Annotated in this window: 18 protein-coding genes; 8 read left to right on the plus strand and 10 right to left on the minus strand. The window is 49.7% G+C overall.

Annotated features, from left to right (window positions below):
* Positions 1-74: 74 nt before the first annotated feature.
* From JIG40_RS06560 to JIG40_RS06580, 5 genes are read left to right on the plus strand one after another with little or no spacing between them, the layout of a single operon-like run.
* Positions 75-956, plus strand: coding sequence for an ABC transporter permease subunit (locus tag JIG40_RS06560; protein ID WP_199465006.1), 882 nt, complete (start codon positions 75-77; stop codon positions 954-956).
* A gap of 25 nt (positions 957-981) precedes the next feature.
* Positions 982-1,824 carry a sn-glycerol-3-phosphate ABC transporter permease UgpE gene (gene ugpE / locus JIG40_RS06565; protein ID WP_020331012.1) on the plus strand — a complete coding sequence of 281 codons (843 nt, stop codon included), beginning with the start codon at positions 982-984 and terminating at the stop codon, positions 1,822-1,824.
* A gap of 7 nt (positions 1,825-1,831) precedes the next feature.
* Positions 1,832-2,971, plus strand: a complete 1,140-nt coding sequence (gene ugpC, locus JIG40_RS06570) for a sn-glycerol-3-phosphate ABC transporter ATP-binding protein UgpC (RefSeq protein ID WP_047457363.1) — start codon at positions 1,832-1,834, stop codon at positions 2,969-2,971.
* 8 nt (positions 2,972-2,979) lie between these two features.
* Positions 2,980-3,738, plus strand: coding sequence for a DeoR/GlpR family DNA-binding transcription regulator (locus tag JIG40_RS06575; RefSeq protein WP_020331010.1), 759 nt, complete (start codon positions 2,980-2,982; stop codon positions 3,736-3,738).
* 30 nt (positions 3,739-3,768) lie between these two features.
* Positions 3,769-4,476 carry a glycerophosphoryl diester phosphodiesterase gene (locus tag JIG40_RS06580; protein WP_055452778.1) on the plus strand — a complete coding sequence of 236 codons (708 nt, stop codon included), beginning with the start codon at positions 3,769-3,771 and terminating at the stop codon, positions 4,474-4,476.
* 44 nt (positions 4,477-4,520) lie between these two features.
* Here JIG40_RS06580 and JIG40_RS06585 read toward each other — a convergent pair whose 3' ends face one another.
* Both JIG40_RS06585 and JIG40_RS06590 read right to left on the minus strand, forming a co-directional pair.
* Positions 4,521-5,045, minus strand: coding sequence for a DUF4823 domain-containing protein (locus tag JIG40_RS06585; RefSeq protein WP_199465007.1), 525 nt, complete (start codon positions 5,043-5,045; stop codon positions 4,521-4,523).
* Between the two features lie 183 nt (positions 5,046-5,228).
* The gene (locus JIG40_RS06590; RefSeq protein ID WP_199465008.1) at positions 5,229-5,717 is read right to left on the minus strand and encodes a YhcH/YjgK/YiaL family protein; all 489 of its coding nucleotides are present in this window, start codon (positions 5,715-5,717) and stop codon (positions 5,229-5,231) included.
* A gap of 192 nt (positions 5,718-5,909) precedes the next feature.
* On the opposite strand from JIG40_RS06590, the gene JIG40_RS06595 reads away from it, so the two are divergent.
* Entirely contained in the window at positions 5,910-6,740 is an 831-nt protein-coding gene (locus JIG40_RS06595; RefSeq protein ID WP_199465009.1) for a CPBP family intramembrane glutamic endopeptidase, read from the plus strand.
* A gap of 38 nt (positions 6,741-6,778) precedes the next feature.
* On the opposite strand, the gene JIG40_RS06600 is transcribed toward JIG40_RS06595, so the two are convergent.
* From JIG40_RS06600 to hppD, 6 genes are all read right to left on the minus strand, one after another.
* Positions 6,779-7,345, minus strand: a complete 567-nt coding sequence (locus JIG40_RS06600) for a DedA family protein (protein WP_199465010.1) — start codon at positions 7,343-7,345, stop codon at positions 6,779-6,781.
* A 48-nt stretch (positions 7,346-7,393) separates the two neighbouring features.
* Complete coding sequence (locus tag JIG40_RS06605) at positions 7,394-8,308, minus strand: hypothetical protein (protein WP_199465011.1); 915 nt, start codon at positions 8,306-8,308, stop codon at positions 7,394-7,396.
* 141 nt (positions 8,309-8,449) lie between these two features.
* A complete protein-coding gene (gene maiA, locus JIG40_RS06610; RefSeq protein WP_020431101.1) occupies positions 8,450-9,097 on the minus strand; it encodes a maleylacetoacetate isomerase in 648 nt (215 codons plus the stop codon).
* The gene (locus JIG40_RS06615; protein WP_199465012.1) at positions 9,090-10,127 is read right to left on the minus strand and encodes a fumarylacetoacetate hydrolase family protein; all 1,038 of its coding nucleotides are present in this window, start codon (positions 10,125-10,127) and stop codon (positions 9,090-9,092) included. The genes maiA and JIG40_RS06615 overlap by 8 nt, the downstream gene beginning before the upstream one ends.
* Positions 10,128-10,136: 9 nt before the next feature.
* The gene (locus JIG40_RS06620; protein WP_020431104.1) at positions 10,137-11,273 is read right to left on the minus strand and encodes a homogentisate 1,2-dioxygenase; all 1,137 of its coding nucleotides are present in this window, start codon (positions 11,271-11,273) and stop codon (positions 10,137-10,139) included.
* Positions 11,266-12,339, minus strand: coding sequence for a 4-hydroxyphenylpyruvate dioxygenase (hppD, locus tag JIG40_RS06625; protein ID WP_061056490.1), 1,074 nt, complete (start codon positions 12,337-12,339; stop codon positions 11,266-11,268). Before hppD ends, JIG40_RS06620 begins: the two co-directional genes overlap by 8 nt.
* Before the next feature lie 504 nt (positions 12,340-12,843).
* Between hppD and JIG40_RS06630 the strand changes: the two genes are divergently transcribed.
* Positions 12,844-14,349 carry an EAL domain-containing protein gene (locus JIG40_RS06630; RefSeq protein WP_242009415.1) on the plus strand — a complete coding sequence of 502 codons (1,506 nt, stop codon included), beginning with the start codon at positions 12,844-12,846 and terminating at the stop codon, positions 14,347-14,349.
* Positions 14,350-14,468: 119 nt separating this feature from the next.
* Entirely contained in the window at positions 14,469-15,575 is a 1,107-nt protein-coding gene (locus JIG40_RS06635; protein WP_199465013.1) for a M20/M25/M40 family metallo-hydrolase, read from the plus strand.
* Between the two features lie 68 nt (positions 15,576-15,643).
* Here the strand turns inward: JIG40_RS06635 and JIG40_RS06640 are convergent, their stop codons facing one another.
* Positions 15,644-17,086: an NUDIX domain-containing protein gene (locus JIG40_RS06640; RefSeq protein WP_199465014.1), complete on the minus strand. Its 1,443-nt coding sequence runs from the start codon at positions 17,084-17,086 to the stop codon at positions 15,644-15,646.
* Positions 17,087-17,120: 34 nt separating this feature from the next.
* A complete protein-coding gene (locus JIG40_RS06645; RefSeq protein ID WP_020330996.1) occupies positions 17,121-17,603 on the minus strand; it encodes a GNAT family N-acetyltransferase in 483 nt (160 codons plus the stop codon).
* Positions 17,604-17,665 lie beyond the last annotated feature (62 nt).

Genomic DNA, 17,665 nt, shown 5'->3' on the forward strand with positions numbered 1-17,665 from the left:
ACCCAACCCCAAGATTAAGTGAAGATTATCGCTTCACAGAATGTTGCCGGGGTTAAGAATTACTGGAAAGAGTCGTGGAACGTCGACAACAATTTTTTCACTCACCACTGCCTTATTTTTTGCTGGCGCCTCAAATCGTGATCATCGCGATCTTCTTCGTTTATCCAGCCGCTAAGGCAATTTATCTCTCATTCATGCTGGAAGATCCGTGGGGCATGTCCTCCACGTTCGTCTGGTTTGAAAACTACCAGATGCTGTTTCAGTCGAGCGACTACCTGGAATCACTCGGTTTCACCGTGCTGTTTTCGGTACTGGTATCGTTTCTGTCGCTGGCCATTGCGCTGTTGCTCGCCGTCAAAGCCGACAATGTGATTCATGGCCAAGGCCCGTACAAAGTGACGCTAACCTGGGTTTACGCCGTTTCCCCGGCCATAGCGGGCATCATTGGCGGGGTTCTGTTCAACCCACACATCGGTGTGCTGACCGATTTCTTCGCCAAAGTAGGCTGGAAGTTCAGCGTTCAGACCGACCCGTTCGATGCCACTTTTGCATTGATTTTGGTTTCAGTATGGAAACAGGTCGCGGTCAACTTCGTCTATTTTCTCGCCGGATTGCAGTCGATTTCTTACGCGGTCAAAGAAGCGGCCACACTCGATTGTGTCAGCGACAGCAAACGCTTCTGGACGATTACGTTTCCGCTGCTGGCACCAACGGGCTTTTTCCTGTTGGTGATCAACCTGACGTACGCCTTCTTCGATACGTTTGGCGTGATTGACACCATGACCAACGGCGGCCCGGGCGGCACCACCACCTCGCTGGTTTACAAAGTATATCGCGACGGTTTTGTCGGTGCTGATTTGGGCGGCAGTTCGGCGCAATCAGTCGTGCTTCTGCTGCTGGTGCTCGGCCTGACATTTATTCAGTTCCGCTTCGTTGAAAAGCGCGTGCACTACTGATTGGCACGATGTTTAAGGAATGACTATGAAAAGCAATAAACTGTCGGATCATGTGATCCTGATTGCCGGCGCACTGTTTATGCTGGCGCCGATTTGGCTGATTTTCGCCAGTTCGACCCACAATCCGAACACCATCATCAGTGAAGGTCTGCAATGGAGCATCGGTGACAACCTGTCTGCCGTGTACGACGAAGCGTGGAATAAAAGCCTCGGCTTTGCCGGTAACGTCACCGCCAGCACCATGATTTTTAACTCGATGGTGATGGGGCTTGGCTTTGCGATTGGCAAAATCATCATCTCCATGATGGCGGCGTTCGCGCTGGTTTACTTCCGTTTGCCGTATGCCAGCGCGTGGTTCTGGCTGATTTTCGTCACGCTGCTGCTGCCGCTCGAAGTACGCATCATCCCCTCTTATGAAGTGGTGTCCGGCCTTGGCATGCTCAACAGTTACACCGGATTAATTCTGCCGCTGATTGCGTCAGCAACCGCGACCTTCTTCTTTCGTCAGTTTTTTAAAACCATTCCTGACGAATTGCTAGAAGCGGCGCAACTCGATAACGCCGGGCCGATTCGATTCTTCATCGATATTCTGTTTCCGCTCTCTAAAACCATGATGGCGGCGATTTTTATCATCATGTTTGTCGTCGGCTGGAACCAATATTTATGGCCCATCATGATGACCACCGATGAACACTACAACACCATCGTGATGGGCATTAAACAGATTCTGAACAACATTAATGAGACCAACCTTCCCCGCTATGACTACGCCTTCGCCATGGTCATTCTTGCGATGCTGCCGCCCGTATTGGTGGTGGTGGTGTTCCAGCGTTGGTTTGTGAAAGGACTTGTCGAAAGTGAAAAATAATTCCGTTATGCATTTAGTACACAGCGCAGCGCGCAAGGAGCAGGACAACGTGATGCTCGATATCAAACAACTGGTAAAAACTTACGAAAACGGCCACCGCGCAGTCAAAGGGGTCGACTTGTCGATTCAACAAGGTGAATTCATTGTGCTGGTTGGTCCGTCAGGCTGTGGCAAGTCGTCTATTCTGCGCTCCATCGCGGGGTTGGAGTCGATCAGCAGCGGCGAAATTCATTTGGGCGGCCGTCGTGTCGATAATGAGAAACCCGCCAAGCGCGACATCGCCATGGTGTTTCAGAACTACGCACTCTACCCGCACATGAGCGTGTACGATAACCTGGCGTACGGGCTGAAAAACCGCGGCGTGGATAAGAAAACCATCGATGAGAAAATTCGCAAAGTCGCCAAAACCCTCAAAATTGATGAATACCTAGATCGCAAACCGTCGAAACTTTCGGGCGGTCAGCGCCAGCGTGTGGCAATGGGCCGTGCGATTGTGCGCGATCCGCAGCTGTTTCTGTTCGATGAACCGCTCTCTAACCTCGATGCGGCGCTACGTGCGCACATGCGTCTGGAGATTAAAAAGCTGCAACGTGAACTGGGCGTGACCAGCGTGTATGTGACCCACGATCAGGTTGAAGCGATGACGCTGGCCGATCGCATCGTGGTGCTTAAACTGGGTGAAATTGAACAGGTTGGCACGCCCGCAGAAGTGTATCACCAGCCGGCCAGTACGTTTGTTGCCAGCTTTATCGGCAGCCCGGCGATGAACTTTCTGCCTGCGTCACTGAAAAACGGTCGCCTGCACGTCGCCGGACAACAGTTTTACCTGCACGAGTATGATGGTTTGAGCGCCGAATCGGTCACGTTGGGCATTCGTCCTGAGCACGCACAGCTCAATTGCAGCGAAGAAACACTGTGCTTTGAACTCGATATCAACGTCGTCGAACCGCTGGGCCCAAACCAACTGGTGCATGGCCGCATCATTGGTCTGGACAGCGACAGTGATTTCATCGCGGTGACACCGGAAATGGCGCTGCAGGTCCACGATCCGCTCACACTGTCAGTGACACCAGAAAACCTGCATCTGTTTGACGAACATGGCAAGCGCCTCTGCCCTGTTTCTCTGGCTCAACGCGCGATTGCGTAAGGATACGTGTGAGTTTATCTACCCGACAAAAACAGATTCTGGAGTATTTGCAACAGGCGCACGGCGTGCTGTCCAGCGCGCTGTTGTCTGAACGCTTTGATGTTTCGGTGCAAACCATTCGCAAAGACATGAACGACTTGAGCGACAAAGGTATGGTGCGCCGTGTGCACGGTGGTATTTCGCTACCCAGTGCCAACGACAACCTCTCCTTCACCAACCGGGAACTGATCAATCTCTCCGCGAAGCAGAAAATCGCACAACGTGTGGTGGAACAGTTACCGGAAGGCAGCAGCGTTTTCCTTGGCATCGGCACCACGCCAAAACACGTGGCGCAAGCGCTGCTGGATCACCCGGGGCTGACCGTGGTGACCAACAACATCAACGCCGCATTGACCTTAAGCCGCAACCCCAACATTGCCATTCATCTTGCGGGTGGCGCGGTTCGCCCGTCGGATGAAGATACAGTGGGCGAATCCACCACCAACTTCTATCGCCAGTTCAACATCAAGATCGGTATTTTCGGTGTGGGTGGTTTGAACGATAAAGGGCAACTGTTGGATTTCACTCCGGAAGAAGCCAATCTGACTCGTGCCATTATCGAACAGAGCGAACAATGCTGGTTAGTTGCAGACAAAACCAAATTGGGGCGCTATGCTCCGGTGGTCAGCGGTAAACTGTCTGAAATGCAACGACTCTTTGTCGATTTCGCCACTCCCGAGATGACACAATTGTGTCAGAATCATCAAGTCGACATGGTAGTGGCGTAGTTCGCCATTCTCAAAGCTTAAGGAAGCGTTATGTCTCCGATTATTGTGGGTCACCGAGGCGTGGCCGGAACTTTCCCGGAAAATACCCGAGTCAGCGTACAGGCTGCGATCGATATGGGTCTCAAGTGGGTCGAAATCGATGTTCAGCCAACCAAAGATAATGTGCTGATCGTTTGTCACGATCACACCATCAACCGTTGCAGTAATGGCAAAGGGCGCGTCGATGCCTACACGTTGGAAGAACTGCGCGAATTTGACTTCGGCGGCTGGTTTAACGCCAAGTTCAGCGGCGAACCCATCATGACGCTGCAAGAACTGCTCGAACTGGCGGCAGCAAGCGATCTGGGTTTGAACATTGAAGTAAAAGTCGACAAGCACGATGTGGCGCAAGTGGCGTCGCAACTTAAAGCGCAACTGGATCAAAGCCCGTTGGCGCAAGAGAAGATTCTGCTGTCGAGTTTCAGTCATGACATCATTCGCGAGCTCCACCAGCACTGCCCGGGTTATAAACTCGGCGTGCTCAGCGAGCGATTGTCTGCCAAAGACAAAGCGGTGCTGAAAGAAGTGAACGCGTTCAGCGCTAACCTAAATTACCGCTGGTTGACGGAAAAACACGTGCAAACCTTGCGTCAAGACGGCTATCAAATCTGGTGTTACACAGTCAATGATGGCGACAAGTTTCCCTTGCTCAACCAAGTGGATGCCATTTTCTCCGACTGGCCAAGCCGCTTTATCTAATCCACACAAAAACGCCCGCGATATGCGGGCGTTGTTTTCATGATTCACAATAGATCAGAAAAGAACTCTTTGGTTGGTTCAGGTAATAGATCTTGCGGTTTATCACCACCAAACGTCGCTAAACCACTTTTACCGTCAATGATTCCCGCTTTGATTGTGCTCTTTTGTTTTACATCGATAACGGATATTTTGACTTTGACTTTGTCTGGTTTCGCAGACCATTCCGTTGAGCGGTCTTCCCAATGAAGAATCGTTGGATAAACCAGATAGTCAAATTTTCTTTCACTAGCAAATTGTAGCGCAGACGCATAGCTTTCTGGTTTCTGCGCAATCATCACGTTGTTCAGTTTGGTGACTAACTCTCCCTGAATGATCTGGCTCACCATTTGACCTGAACCTGAATAATAATGCTCCCCATATTCACCATCCTCTGATAGAGAAATATAAACAGCGGTATCAGGCGTCAACTTAATATTTGAGTTGGCATCCGTTACGTTTAAGGAATGGGAGTCTGCACATCCCAGTAACGCAGCACTCGACACAAATGCGAATAATTTTATCAGATTCATTCAGTTAACCTTCATATAGAGAACGGAGTTAGATGGTTAAGTATATATAGACGTTAAATGGCAAGAAGAAAAACAGCGAGCACATTTACGTTTTTGTGCTTTATCACACTGCGATTTCCGATATTAATGATGAATCAGGCCCTAACGGGTAGGACCTGATATTGGTCGAGATTGAGTTTCTGATTACGCAAACAGTGCTTTGTCGACCTTAATCACCATTTTGCGCACGGGCATCGGCTCATCTTCGGTCGCAATCAGCGGGCGGTGTGGTTGCCCTGGGTAAAACACGATGAATTCGCCGGCTTGAATCGAGACGAACAACTCGTCGTTTAGCTGTTTACTGAACGCCAAATCACGCTCATCTAACATGTCTTCGTCCAGCCCGTTGAATGGCGTCAGGCTGTAGCCGAATGTCTCGCGCCCCTCTAGCAGGATTTGCACATCCAAATAGCGGCGGTGACACTCGGATTTACGCTCAGCCAGCAATTGTGTGTGATCGTTCATGATGAAGAAGAACGCATTGTCACCGTCGAGATCGTGTCGGCCTGTCGCCATTGGCGCTCCGTGCTTTTCCGCTTCGTTGAGCTGAGCCAACGCTTGGCGAATCAGAGGAAGCAGTTTAGGAGATAAACATTGCGCAAATTCAAGTTGTGAAGTCTTACCAATAAACACAAGTGTGATCCTTTATTTGTCTTTTCTGCTGCCTATATTACTCTCATATTGAGCTCGAGAAAGTGATATTTGAAACATTGTTTCAAATAAAAGAGTTCAAACAAGGACTGGTAGAATCTGTTTGTCGGAATGAGTTGCATAGAATCGCCGCCTTTCTCGCGATGCGCCTCTATAAATACATGGAAAATCAATATGATTACTAATAGCTCGCTGTGGATTTGGATCCCTTTGATGCTCGCTGTTCTTCCTGCGCTTTTCAAACAACGCAATGCAACGTTAACCTTATTGGCTGTGGCGCTTGGCGGAGCCTGGATGGTCGATAAACTGACGACGCTCGCGTTAGCCATCAGTGTTGCCGGACTCGGATTGGGTTACGCTATCCCTAAGTTATCAGGTTATGTGAAAAACCTGGCGTGGACACTGTTGCTGCTATGGTGCGTGGCGTTGATGGTTCACGCCCTGCCCGGCTTTGGTAATACCAAAGTACTCGATGCTGTACTGACCGGGCCGATGAGCACGCCATTTTCGCTCTATCTCAATATCGACAAACCCTTGGTGTTTTTTGCCCTGTGGCTGGCTTTTCCGTCTTTGCTGGGTACGCAGGCGCCGCCTCATTGGCGTAATACGCTGTTTGTTCTGCCACCGCTGCTCGGGTTGTTGTTGGTCGCTTGGTTTTTAGGCGCTCTGAAACCCGAGTTTTCGCTACCGGACTGGTTGTGGCTGTTTGCGCTCAACAACCTGCTGCTCACTTGCATGGTGGAAGAAGCCCTGTTTCGAGGCTTAATTCAACAAACGCTGACGCGTGTCGGCGGCGCAATCTTTGGTATCGCCGCCGCTAGCGTTCTATTTGGCTTAGCTCATTTATCCGGCGGCATTTTGTTGATGGTATTTGCTGCGCTGGCAGGCCTGGGTTATGGTTTGGCGTTTCATTTCAGTGGCCGGTTATGGGTAGCGGTGGCTTTCCACTTTCTGTTTAATCTCACTCACCTTGTTTTCTTTACTTACCCGGTTTTGGCGCGCTAACGAAAACGCCCTTGGTTTATCACCAAGGGCGTTGATGTTTACTCTGAATCACGCGATCGTTTTCTGCGATGGCGCAACAACCAAGCCACCACCCCACCGAATGCGATCAAGGCAAACGCCTGTATCTCATAATGTTTGATATCGCCGATGATGATTTCCAGCGTATTGCCAAACACATAACCGAGCACCCCAACGGTTATCGCCCAAAACGCGGCGCCAATGACATTAAAAATCAGAAAACGCAGCGGCGGTACTTTACTCGCCCCAATTAAAAATGGCGTGACGGTGCGCAGACCGTAGAGAAAGCGAAACCCGAGGATCAATAAGATCTGGTGCTTATCCAGCAATTCGAACACGCGCCGGGATTTTTCCTCCCAATGCGGCCGCTTGGCTATCGCCTGTTTGCCCTTGATACGACCAATATAGTAATAGAGTTGGTCGCCAAATAAGGTGCCAGCAAACGCGCATGCAATAACCCACGGCAATTCGAGATAACTGCGATGAGCCGCAAAGCCGCCCAAAACCAGAATGGTTTCCCCTTCAAAAAAGGTACCGACAGCAATGGCCAAATAGCCGTAATCCGCAATCAATTGTTCTAAAGACATACTCCGCTTGCCGCTCCCTTGTTTTGCTCAGCGTTAGCTTAATAGCACTTAATCATAGTGGCGTTCAATATCAAAACGTTCCATTAATTTAAATACCATTTTCTTTAGCAGATTGGGCAAGTAATAGGTGTGAACTTTTGCGTCGATAACGGTTACACCTTTGCAATACGATAAGGTGTGTATGCCATCGACGTAAGGTTCAACGGCATGAATTTCATTGAAGACAGATTCTGCGTATTGAGTGGGCGTAAGCGTGTTAATCTGCATCACCAGCAAGCTCTTGCCATACGCACCATCGCAGTTCTGACCAAGTCGATAGTACTGATTGTCAAGTGACACAATCGCACCGCCATTACGTCCACCGCAAATGTTGCGGCATATCGGTGATTGTGGATGTTCGTGATAGGGGCCGGCAAACTCATCGGCGACAAACAATCTCTGTGTGAACGGATCGCGGGCGCCGGAAGTGAACAGATACCAATGCCCTTCATATTCGACTAATGATGTGTCGACATAGTCACCATCACTTAATAACGCCTGATGCCAAAGGAATTGTTCGCTTTCCCGGTCAAACCGATAAAGCGCGACTTCGTGGCGATCACTGGTTTCGGGAATGGCGTAGTATTCACCGCCATCTTCTACGATTAACGGATACGATTTGTGACCGCCCAATGCATTGATGGCCTCAAAAAACGGGTATTCTCTCCCCGCTAAATCGAAACATTTGAGTTTGCCTTTACCGCGCAGGTAATCAAAGACTTCACACGCGAGGTAGAGTTGATCGTCGAGAGTAAATAAGAATGGATCAGCAACAAAGTCGTAACGATGGCAGTTAAACCACTCGATATTGGTTGGCTGAACGCCCGAGTTCAGTATCTCACTGAGGCTCTGATGCACTATCCCTATGCGCCATTTTTCCAGTTCAAACAGTTTGCTGTGCAGCGTTTTAATGGCAGTAAGCACATCTAAATCCCCATAATGATGGTCAGATGACGCATGGCCACCTGACACATAGTGCGTTCATTATGGGATTCGTATCATCCTAATGCAACTAAACCCTTATTCATGAATGGTTATTTCTGAGCCAAGCTTAGAGTTAAGACATCATTGCGCGTCAGGCTGATTCTCCGGTTCCGCTTTGATGAATCCGGGTATCGCACGTAAGGATTGGGTGATGCGTTGAATTTGTGGATACGGCGTCATATCCACGCTGAAACGTTCGGCGTTGTATACCTGCGGCACCAAACACACATCCGCCAACGACAGTTCATCGCCGACACAAAACGCCCCGGCGCGCGTGTTGAGTTTCTCTTCAAAGGCAGCAAACCCGACCTGAACCCAGTGACGATACCATTCGGCTTTTTGCTCATCATTCACAGCAAGTTCGTTGCTCAGATACTGCAAGACACGCAGGTTGTTGATGGGATGGATGTCCATCGCAATATCATGCGCCAGCGACAACACCTGATATTTCTTGTGGCCACTTCTCGGGATCAACGGCATTTGTGGATACACATCATCCAAGTATTCGATGATGGCCAGAGATTGTGACAATGTCACACCATCATCAACCAAGGTCGGCACTAACTCACTGGGGTTTAACTGATGGTAGGCGGCGCTGTGCTGCTCGCCGCCCTCTTTGACCAGATGCACCGGACAGTGTGTGTATTCGAGTCCTTTGAGATTGAGTGCAATACGAACCCGATACGCCGCTGATGATCGCCAGTAGCCGTAGAGTTTACGTTCAGCCATAAATCACCTGCTTGGGCGGCAAATATTGCACCACGCGCTGCTCAATGCTGCCAAAGATACTTTGACCGTCGCTATCAAGCATGTCGAGTTTGATGGTGTCGCCAAACTTCATAAACTGCGTTGCCGGCTGACCATCGCGTATGGTCTCGATCATGCGCACTTCCGCAATGCAGGAATAACCAACGCCCCCTTCAGTAATCGAGGTGCCAAAATCGGTGCCTTGCTTATTCGACACCGTGCCCGAACCAATGATCGCGCCAGCGCCTAACGGGCGGGTTTTCGCCGCGTGCGCGACTAACTGTGGAAATTCAAACGTCATGTCCACCCCCGCATTCGGGCAGCCAAACGGCTCGCCGTTATAGGTCGACAGCAGCGGCAGCGTCACCTTGCCACCATCCCAGTGTTCGCCCAGCTCATCGGGTGTAACAGCCACTGGCGAAAACGCCGAAGACGGTTTGGATTGGAAAAAACCGAACCCTTTGGCCAGTTCACCGGGAATCAGGCCGCGCAATGACACGTCATTGACCAACATAATCAGACGAATGGCGTGCGCCGCTTGTGCCGCATCTGCGCCCATCGGCACATCGTCGGTGATCACCGCCACCTCACCTTCAAAATCGATGCCCCACGCTTCACTTTCCATCAAGATATCGTCTTTAGGGCCGAGGAAGGTATCCGAGCCACCCTGATACATCAGCGGATCAGTCCAGAAGCTTGGCGGCATTTCTGCGCCGCGCGCTTTACGCACCAACTCCACGTGATTCACGTATGCAGAACCGTCGGCCCATTGATACGCGCGTGGTAAGGGTGATTCGCACAGCGTCGGGTCAAAATCCATTTCGTTATACAGTTCACCATCATTCAGCGCCTGGTACACTTCATCCAGCATCGGCTCCGTTATGCTCCAGTTATCCAGCGCCTGTTGCAGGTTTTCAGCAACATCCGGTACTGCGATGCATTTGGTTAAATCGCGGCTGACGACCACAAGTAGCCCGTCACGGGTATGATTTTTCAGCGTCGCTAACTTCATTGTCTGTCCTTATTCTTTGACTTCTTTCCAACTGTAGACGTACTCGCGGTTTTCCACCTTCTGCGCCGCTTCACCAAACTGTAGCGCATGACGAGTATCGATCATCACGGCCACTTCATCGGTGAATTTTTTCTTATATTCCATTCCGGCTTTAAACGCTTTCGGATGCGGACCGTGGGTAAAGCCGGCTGGGTGGAAAGTCACCATACCCGCTTCGATATTGTCACGGCTGAAGAAATCACCAGCGTGGTAGAACAGCACTTCATCGTAATCATCGTTGTTGTGGTAGAACGGCACTTTGAGCGCGCCCGGGTCGCTTTCAATCGGGCGCGGCACAAACGTACACACCACAAAACCGGCACCGACAAACGTCGTGTGCGCAGAAGGCGGCAAATGGTAGCGATGCGACATCAACGGGCGAATGTCGCGCCAGTTGAGTTTGACCACCGCCAAATCACCGTGCCAGCCAATCGCATCCAAGGGGTTAAACGGATAGGTAATCACACTCACCTGTTCATGGCGTTTGACCTGAACCTGTGTTTGCTGCTCGGAATACTGCGCTTTGAACTCGTCATTGATGCTTGGCACTTCCAACACGGCAGGATCAAACACCGCGTGATTGCCGACAATGCCTTTTTCCGGCAGCGTATACGCCGCATCGGTGTTTTCAATCATCAGCAGAAATAGCGGTTCTTGCGGTTCTAAACGCCAGTTGGTCGAGCGCGGGATCAACACGTAATCCCCTTCACTGATGCTCATGTGGCCGTAATCGCAGTACAAATCCGCTTTGCCCTGATGAACAAAAAGCAAGTCGTCACCATCGGCGTTGCGCACCAAACACTCCATCGGCTGCGCCAGTTTCCATACTCGAACCTTTACATCCTGGTTGTGCAGCAAGTGCGGCACAAACCAAGGCGAAAGCTGAGAGGCTTCGGCAACATGGTTGAAGTTAAACGCGCGTGGACGCAGTTCGCCCTCCCACTCGCTCCAACCCGTTGGGGCATGTTGATGATGGAAGTGTGCCGCCGGGCCGAAGAAACCGCTGCGGCCAGCCTCACGTTCATAAATTGCGTCACTCGGGAAATCGGCATGCGCCTGTTTAGAGCATACCCCTTCCCGGTGCGGGAAGGTCATCCACTTATGCATCGCTCAGTACTCCTCGACGAATCTGATCTTCTTCAATCGATTCAAACAGCGCTTTGAAGTTGCCTTCGCCAAAGCCTTCATTGCCTTTACGTTGAATGATTTCAAAGAACACCGGGCCAATCACGGTTTGGGTAAAGATTTGCAGCAGAATGCCGTCTTTCATCGGCGCGCCGTCAATCAGAATACGCAACGCTTTGAGCTCATCGACATTCTCGCTATGCCCTTCAACGCGCGCATCGACTTTCTCATAGTAAGTATCCGGTGTTGGCATAAAGTCCATGCCACGTTCGCGTAGCGTGCGCACGGTTTGGTAGATGTCGTCGGTGCTCAGCGCAATGTGCTGTATGCCTTCGCCGTTGTATTCACGAATGAACTCTTCAATCTGTGATTTGTCGTCCGAGGATTCATTGATCGGAATACGGATTTTGCCACACGGCGCAGTCATTGCACGGCTTACCAGCCCGGTGAGTTTGCCTTCGATATCGAAGTAACGAATCTCACGGAAGTTACCGATGCGCTCATAAAAGCCAGACCAGGTATCCATGTGGCCCTGTTTGACGTTGTGCGTCAGGTGGTCAATTTCCATCAGGCCGGCTTGCGCCTGTTGCATGCGCGCGGCGGCATCGTCATAGAAATGGAAATCGACATCGTAAATGCTGCGATCGCCGTAGCGGTCGACAAAGTACAACAAGCTTTCGCCAATGCCGTAAATCGCCGGAATACTGAGTTCCATTGGGCCGATTTCGGTTTTGTACTCTTCTGCGCCGTTGTTTAACGCATGTTTAAGCGCAGACGCGGCATCTTTGACACGAAAAGCCATGCCGCATACGGATGGGCCATGGACTTTGGCAAAAGCTTCAGCCTGGCTGCGCGGCTGGGCATTGACGATAAAGTTGATGTCACCCTGACGATACAACCACGCTTCTTTAGAGCGATGTTTGGCAATCTCGGCAAACCCTAGCGAGGAAAACAGCTGTTTTAAGTCTTCAATACCTTTGGTACTTGCTGCCGTATATTCGACAAATTCAAAGCCATCTGTGCCCAGTGGGTTGATGTTGGCGCTCATGCTCTACTCCTTCAGTTCGATCATCACGTTCATTGTTAAGTGTTTGTTATAAAACTGGATGATCGCGTCCCAAATTGGAATAGCCGTGCTAATAATTGCCTCTGATCTGTCGACCGGAATAGGTGTAACAAATTAATTACATTTCAGAATCGTCGATGGTTTTTGCTTCATTCGACTCGCTGTAACAACACAGAACACATCATTATTCATTGAAAAATAGAAAAAATTTAATTGCATTCGGCAAGCATCAATAATCAGAAGAAGAGGAGGAAACAGTATATAAATTCGTACAGGGTAATAATTGTGTTACACGATTGTTATTAACAGTTTTATCCCTACACAACGCTGACAGTGCAAATTTTGTGCAATTACTTTGCGATATCCCTTCTTAATCTGAGGATGTTCACTTATACTGTGCAACTATTTGATTATTTGTATTACATTTGAGACAGAAACATTACTCACATTATGCTAAGACGACTTTCCAAACAGCAATTTCAGTGGATGAAGCGTGCTTTGGCAATTGTGTTATTGCCCTTACCCATCGTGATTTCTGCCGCGTACCGCGCAGGGATGGAAAATGTTGATAGTAATTTAACCAACATCGCCAATTCCTACGTGTCACGGATTGAAGTCATCATTAATGAACTCCGTAGCGAGAACGAAAAAGCGCTCTATAACCCACGCACATGTGACAAACTGCAGAGCGATTTGCTGTTTGAAAGTATCCTGCGTGAGATGTTGGTAGTGGAGAACAGCTCCATCATCTGCTCGTCCAAGCGCGGCGAGATCAGTAGCGACATCAGTCGCTACTATCCGGATGGCAACATTAAGCCCAATGTGGTGTTGTTCGATTTGGAAGGCGATCCCGAAAAGCGCACCTTGTTGGTGATTGATAGCGATCATCGCAACTCCAAGCGTGGCGTGATCTCTGTAGTCGATAAGAACTACATCGCAGCTCGTCTCGGTTATCGAACCGATGATCGAATAGAAAAGCTGGCGTTTGAAATTAACCGCAGCGTTTATCCGTACGATGGCAGCCTTGAAAGCTCGAACCGCAGTGTTATTGAGCATTCAAAGCAATACGGCTTCACCCTGATGGTGGAAGCCAGTGACCATTATGTGTCTGATCGTCTCACGTTTTTTATTCTCGGCGCACTGCCCGTTTCAATCGCTGTGTCGATTTTGATTTCGATACTGCTGTTCTTTTTTAGCGGCCGCACCACGCTCGTGGATGATCTGCGCAGAGGTATGGAGCGACGCGAGTTGTTTATGACGTATCAGCCAGTTGTAAGAAGTCATCCATGTGAAATAAAAGGGTTTGAAGCTTTAGTGCGATGGGTAAACCCAAAGTTGGGCTTTGTGCGTCCGGATAACTTTATTCCAATCGCGGAAGAGTTTGGCTTGATCAACAAACTTACGAACTATGTGTTGGACTGCATTCTTCATGATTGGTCTAAAGCGAAGCTAACCGAACGTTATCAAATTGGCGTGAATATTCCCCCATCCTATTTGCTTGACCCGGCTTGCGTAAACAAGCTCAAACAGTATGCTAAAGCGTTTGATGACATTAACTTGCAACTGATTGCGGAAATCACTGAACGTCAGTTGTTGGACAAACAAGGTCAAGAAGTCCTGCGCGAGCTGAGAGCAAATGGCATTATGGTGGCAATCGATGATTTTGGTACAGGCCGAACCGCATTGTCGGTGCTACAAAACATCTCCTTTGATTTCCTTAAAATCGATAAGTGTTTTGTAGATACTATCGGTGTTGAATCGGTCAATGCTCCGGTTCTCAACGCTATCATCGACTTAGCTCATCAAATGAATGTTGAAATTGTCGCAGAGGGTGTTGAGACTCAAGCCCAATCTTGCTACTTGATGGAAAAAGGTGTCCAGTACCAACAGGGGTACTACTACGCTAAGCCACTTTCTTTTCGGGATGCGTTGGCAGAAATGAACGGTTGTTGCGACAATCATAAGCCTGACGAATGCGAATGCGTTCAATAAATTGTTACAAAGGCCAGCAACGATAGCTGGCCTTTTTTGTGTGCTTTATTGATTTAACTCAGCACACACAGTAACGAATCGTTGCATGGTAACGCCACTGTTCCCTACGAGGTATTATCATGACTCAAATTCACCCTCAGCGTCTGGTCGACAACTTCCTGAATCTGATTCAAATCGACAGCGAATCTGGCAACGAGAAAGCCATTGGCGAGCATCTGTGTGAGCAGCTCGGCGAGCTTGGTTTTATGGTCCAAAAACTGCCTGTTCCTGCAGAGGTTTCAAACGGTTTCAACATCTACGCCCGCCTGGAAGGCGAACTACCGGACAGCGTGGTGTTAAGCTGCCATATGGACACCGTGAAACCGGGCATCGGCATTGAACCTGTGATTGAAGATGGCATCATCCGCTCAAAAGGCAATACGATTCTGGGGGGCGACGATAAATCCGGTATTGCGGCCATTCTTGAAGCGGTGCGTACCCTGCGCGAACATAACCGGGCACACAAAACCATCGAAATCGCCTTCACCGTGCATGAAGAAGGTGGCCTGATGGGTTCCAAAAATTTTGACATGAGCTACATCCGCTCAAACAAAGCCATTGTGCTGGATACTGGCGGCCCGATTGGCACCATCGTCAAAGCAGCGCCGGGCCAGCAGAAGCTGCGTGTCACCATAAAAGGCAAACCTGCGCACGCAGGCCTTGTGCCAGAAGATGGTATCAGTGCCATCAGCGTAGCAGCCGACGCGATTACCCAAATGAAACTGCTGCGTATCGATGAAGAAACCACCGCCAACATCGGCATGGTGAATGGCGGTCAGGCGACCAACATCGTGATGCCAGAGCTGACGATTGTTGCCGAAGCGCGTTCGTTGAATGACGATAAGCTGGCGGCGCAAGTGGAACACATGATTTCAACGTTTGAGACTGTGGCGAAAAAACACGGCGCAGAAGCCGTGATCCAATCGACCCGAGCCTATAACGCGTTTGTGTTGGACGAAGAACATCCGCTGATCTGCGAATTAAAATCCGCTTTTAACACCATGGGTATTGAAGCGAAAACCAAGCGTACGGGCGGCGGCAGCGATGCCAATAACTTCAATGAGAAAGGTTTAACCACGGTAAACATCTCAACCGGTATGGCCAAAGTGCATACCACCGAAGAGCACATTGCAGTCGACGATTTAGTCAAGGTTTGCCAATTCGTCGAGACTTACTTAAGCCGTTAAATGCAGGTAAGAATGAATGAAAAAAGCCCGGCATATCACCGGGCTTTTTCATGTTAAATGACCCAGCGTTATGCTGGTTCGGCGGCGGGATAGCGTTCGGCGAAACGCACCATCAGCACGAACAACAGAATCAGCAACGGTTCGCGAAGGGTTCCCACCAATAATGACCACGTACCGCTGGAAGAGACAAATGTCGCTGCGTAATTGACCAGCTCGTTGGCGAGCAGCAACGTCATAATCATGAACAGCATTTGACGAAAAGTGATTCCCTGCTGCTCTGAATGCAGTGTCATCACCACTAACGTCATGACTGCCAGCACCGCCAACCACGCCGTAAACACGGGCATGGACCAGATGTATGCGATGACAACTGTCACCGCGGTCAGCGCTAACCACGGACCTTTCGAACACAGTATGCGTTCCACATGAATTTGCGGTTTATCGTTAAGACGAATGATGTGCCAGGCGACCAGAGCACCCAAGACTGCACCGACCAACATATCAACAATAAACGCACTGCCGGAATAGAACTTGGAGAGCGACAACCACACTACGGTAACCACAAATGCCGCGGTGCTTTTATTCAGGCCCAGCTTTTCGTTCTTCAGTAGCCATAAAATACCCAGGCTGACCCAGACAGCCAACGGTAAACTCGGAAATCCGTAGCCGAAACTTTTGACCAGTTGGATAGATGGAATGTACGCATGCGGGCGTGGCAGAGCAAAACCTTGCTGCGCGACTAAACACAGTAGCGACGTCACCGTCACCGAGAAAAAGGCTTTATAGCAAAAAGCTTTGCCACTCTGCCAATAGAGAAACGGAAACAGCAGCAGCCCCAACACAGGCGATGCCACGGCATCGGCAAGCAAAATGACTCGGCTCAGCACCGTTTTGACGACTTCCGGCAAGCTGCCAATCGCGTATTGCAGAGCAACAATCCAGCCGAGCTCTGTTTGATGTAACGCAGGTGCCGCTTTTATAAGCTCTGGCACCACTTTGGTGGATTGGTCGGTAGCGTCATTAAACATCGTTTTGATGTTGGCCCACTGTTTAGGAAAACGGTATTGGTTTGCCTTGATGCGGCTTGGATGCACCAGCATGGCCTGCGACACTTCCACACCGTAATGCGGCGCGAACCACACTGGTAGTTCGTACCCGCCCCAACGGTTAATGTATTGGTAAGCGATGATGTCTGAATCACTGACGCAGTCATACACAACGGCGCTTTCGGTGTAGCCCAGCAGTTTACCGACAGTGACAACCAAGCCGGTTTCTTCCCAGGTTTCGCGCTGCGCAGTCAGCTCTGGTGATTCACCACCTTCAATTGTGCCACCGGGAAGCGAGAGTTGTTTTGTGATGATCTCATTAACCAGAACGACTTTATCGTCGGCGCGGATAAGACAAAGCGCTCCGCGAAGTTTATCGGGAGCTTGCGGAGCAGCTTGAGCAAAAAAAGACGCTGCTAAAGAAATTATTAAACTGAAGCCAAGTACTGACAATCGCTTGTACACGCTAATTAACCTGTTATCGCATGGAGCCAGACATCTACGAGCGACGCACTGACTTTCTCAACCAATGAATATGATGGGCAAAACCAACATCCTGATAAAATAATTGCGCTTCCCTGTTAAAATCCCAGACTTCTACAAATATCTCAGCCGCGCCGTACTCAACAAACGTTTGCTCCAGACGAGAAAAGAGTTTGCGAGCCACTCCTTGTTGGCGGTATGCCGGAACGACATACAGCTCATCAATGCTGCCCATTTGAATCGGCTTGCTGACGGAAGAGACTAACTCACTAAAATAGCCGGTGATGAATCCCACGACTGCATTACCGTCGCGAGCGACATAAACAAGGCAGTCGGGATTGTCGATGTAGCGAGCGATGCTCTTTTCCTGCTCCACCTCTTCCGCCGTTTTAAAATATTCCGGGCAGGCGCGATGGTGTTCGTCGTGCAAGTCGAACATCAACTGATTTAATATTTCCAAATCTGCTATTTTTGCCGCTGACAGCGAAATCGATGACATTTTTGTGACGTTAATCAAGAAGTCTTGACGCGATTTTATAAGATCGTCTAAGAAAATAACAT

The organism is Vibrio sp. bablab_jr001 (assembly GCF_016464285.1).
Taxonomy (GTDB): domain Bacteria; phylum Pseudomonadota; class Gammaproteobacteria; order Enterobacterales; family Vibrionaceae; genus Vibrio; species Vibrio fluvialis.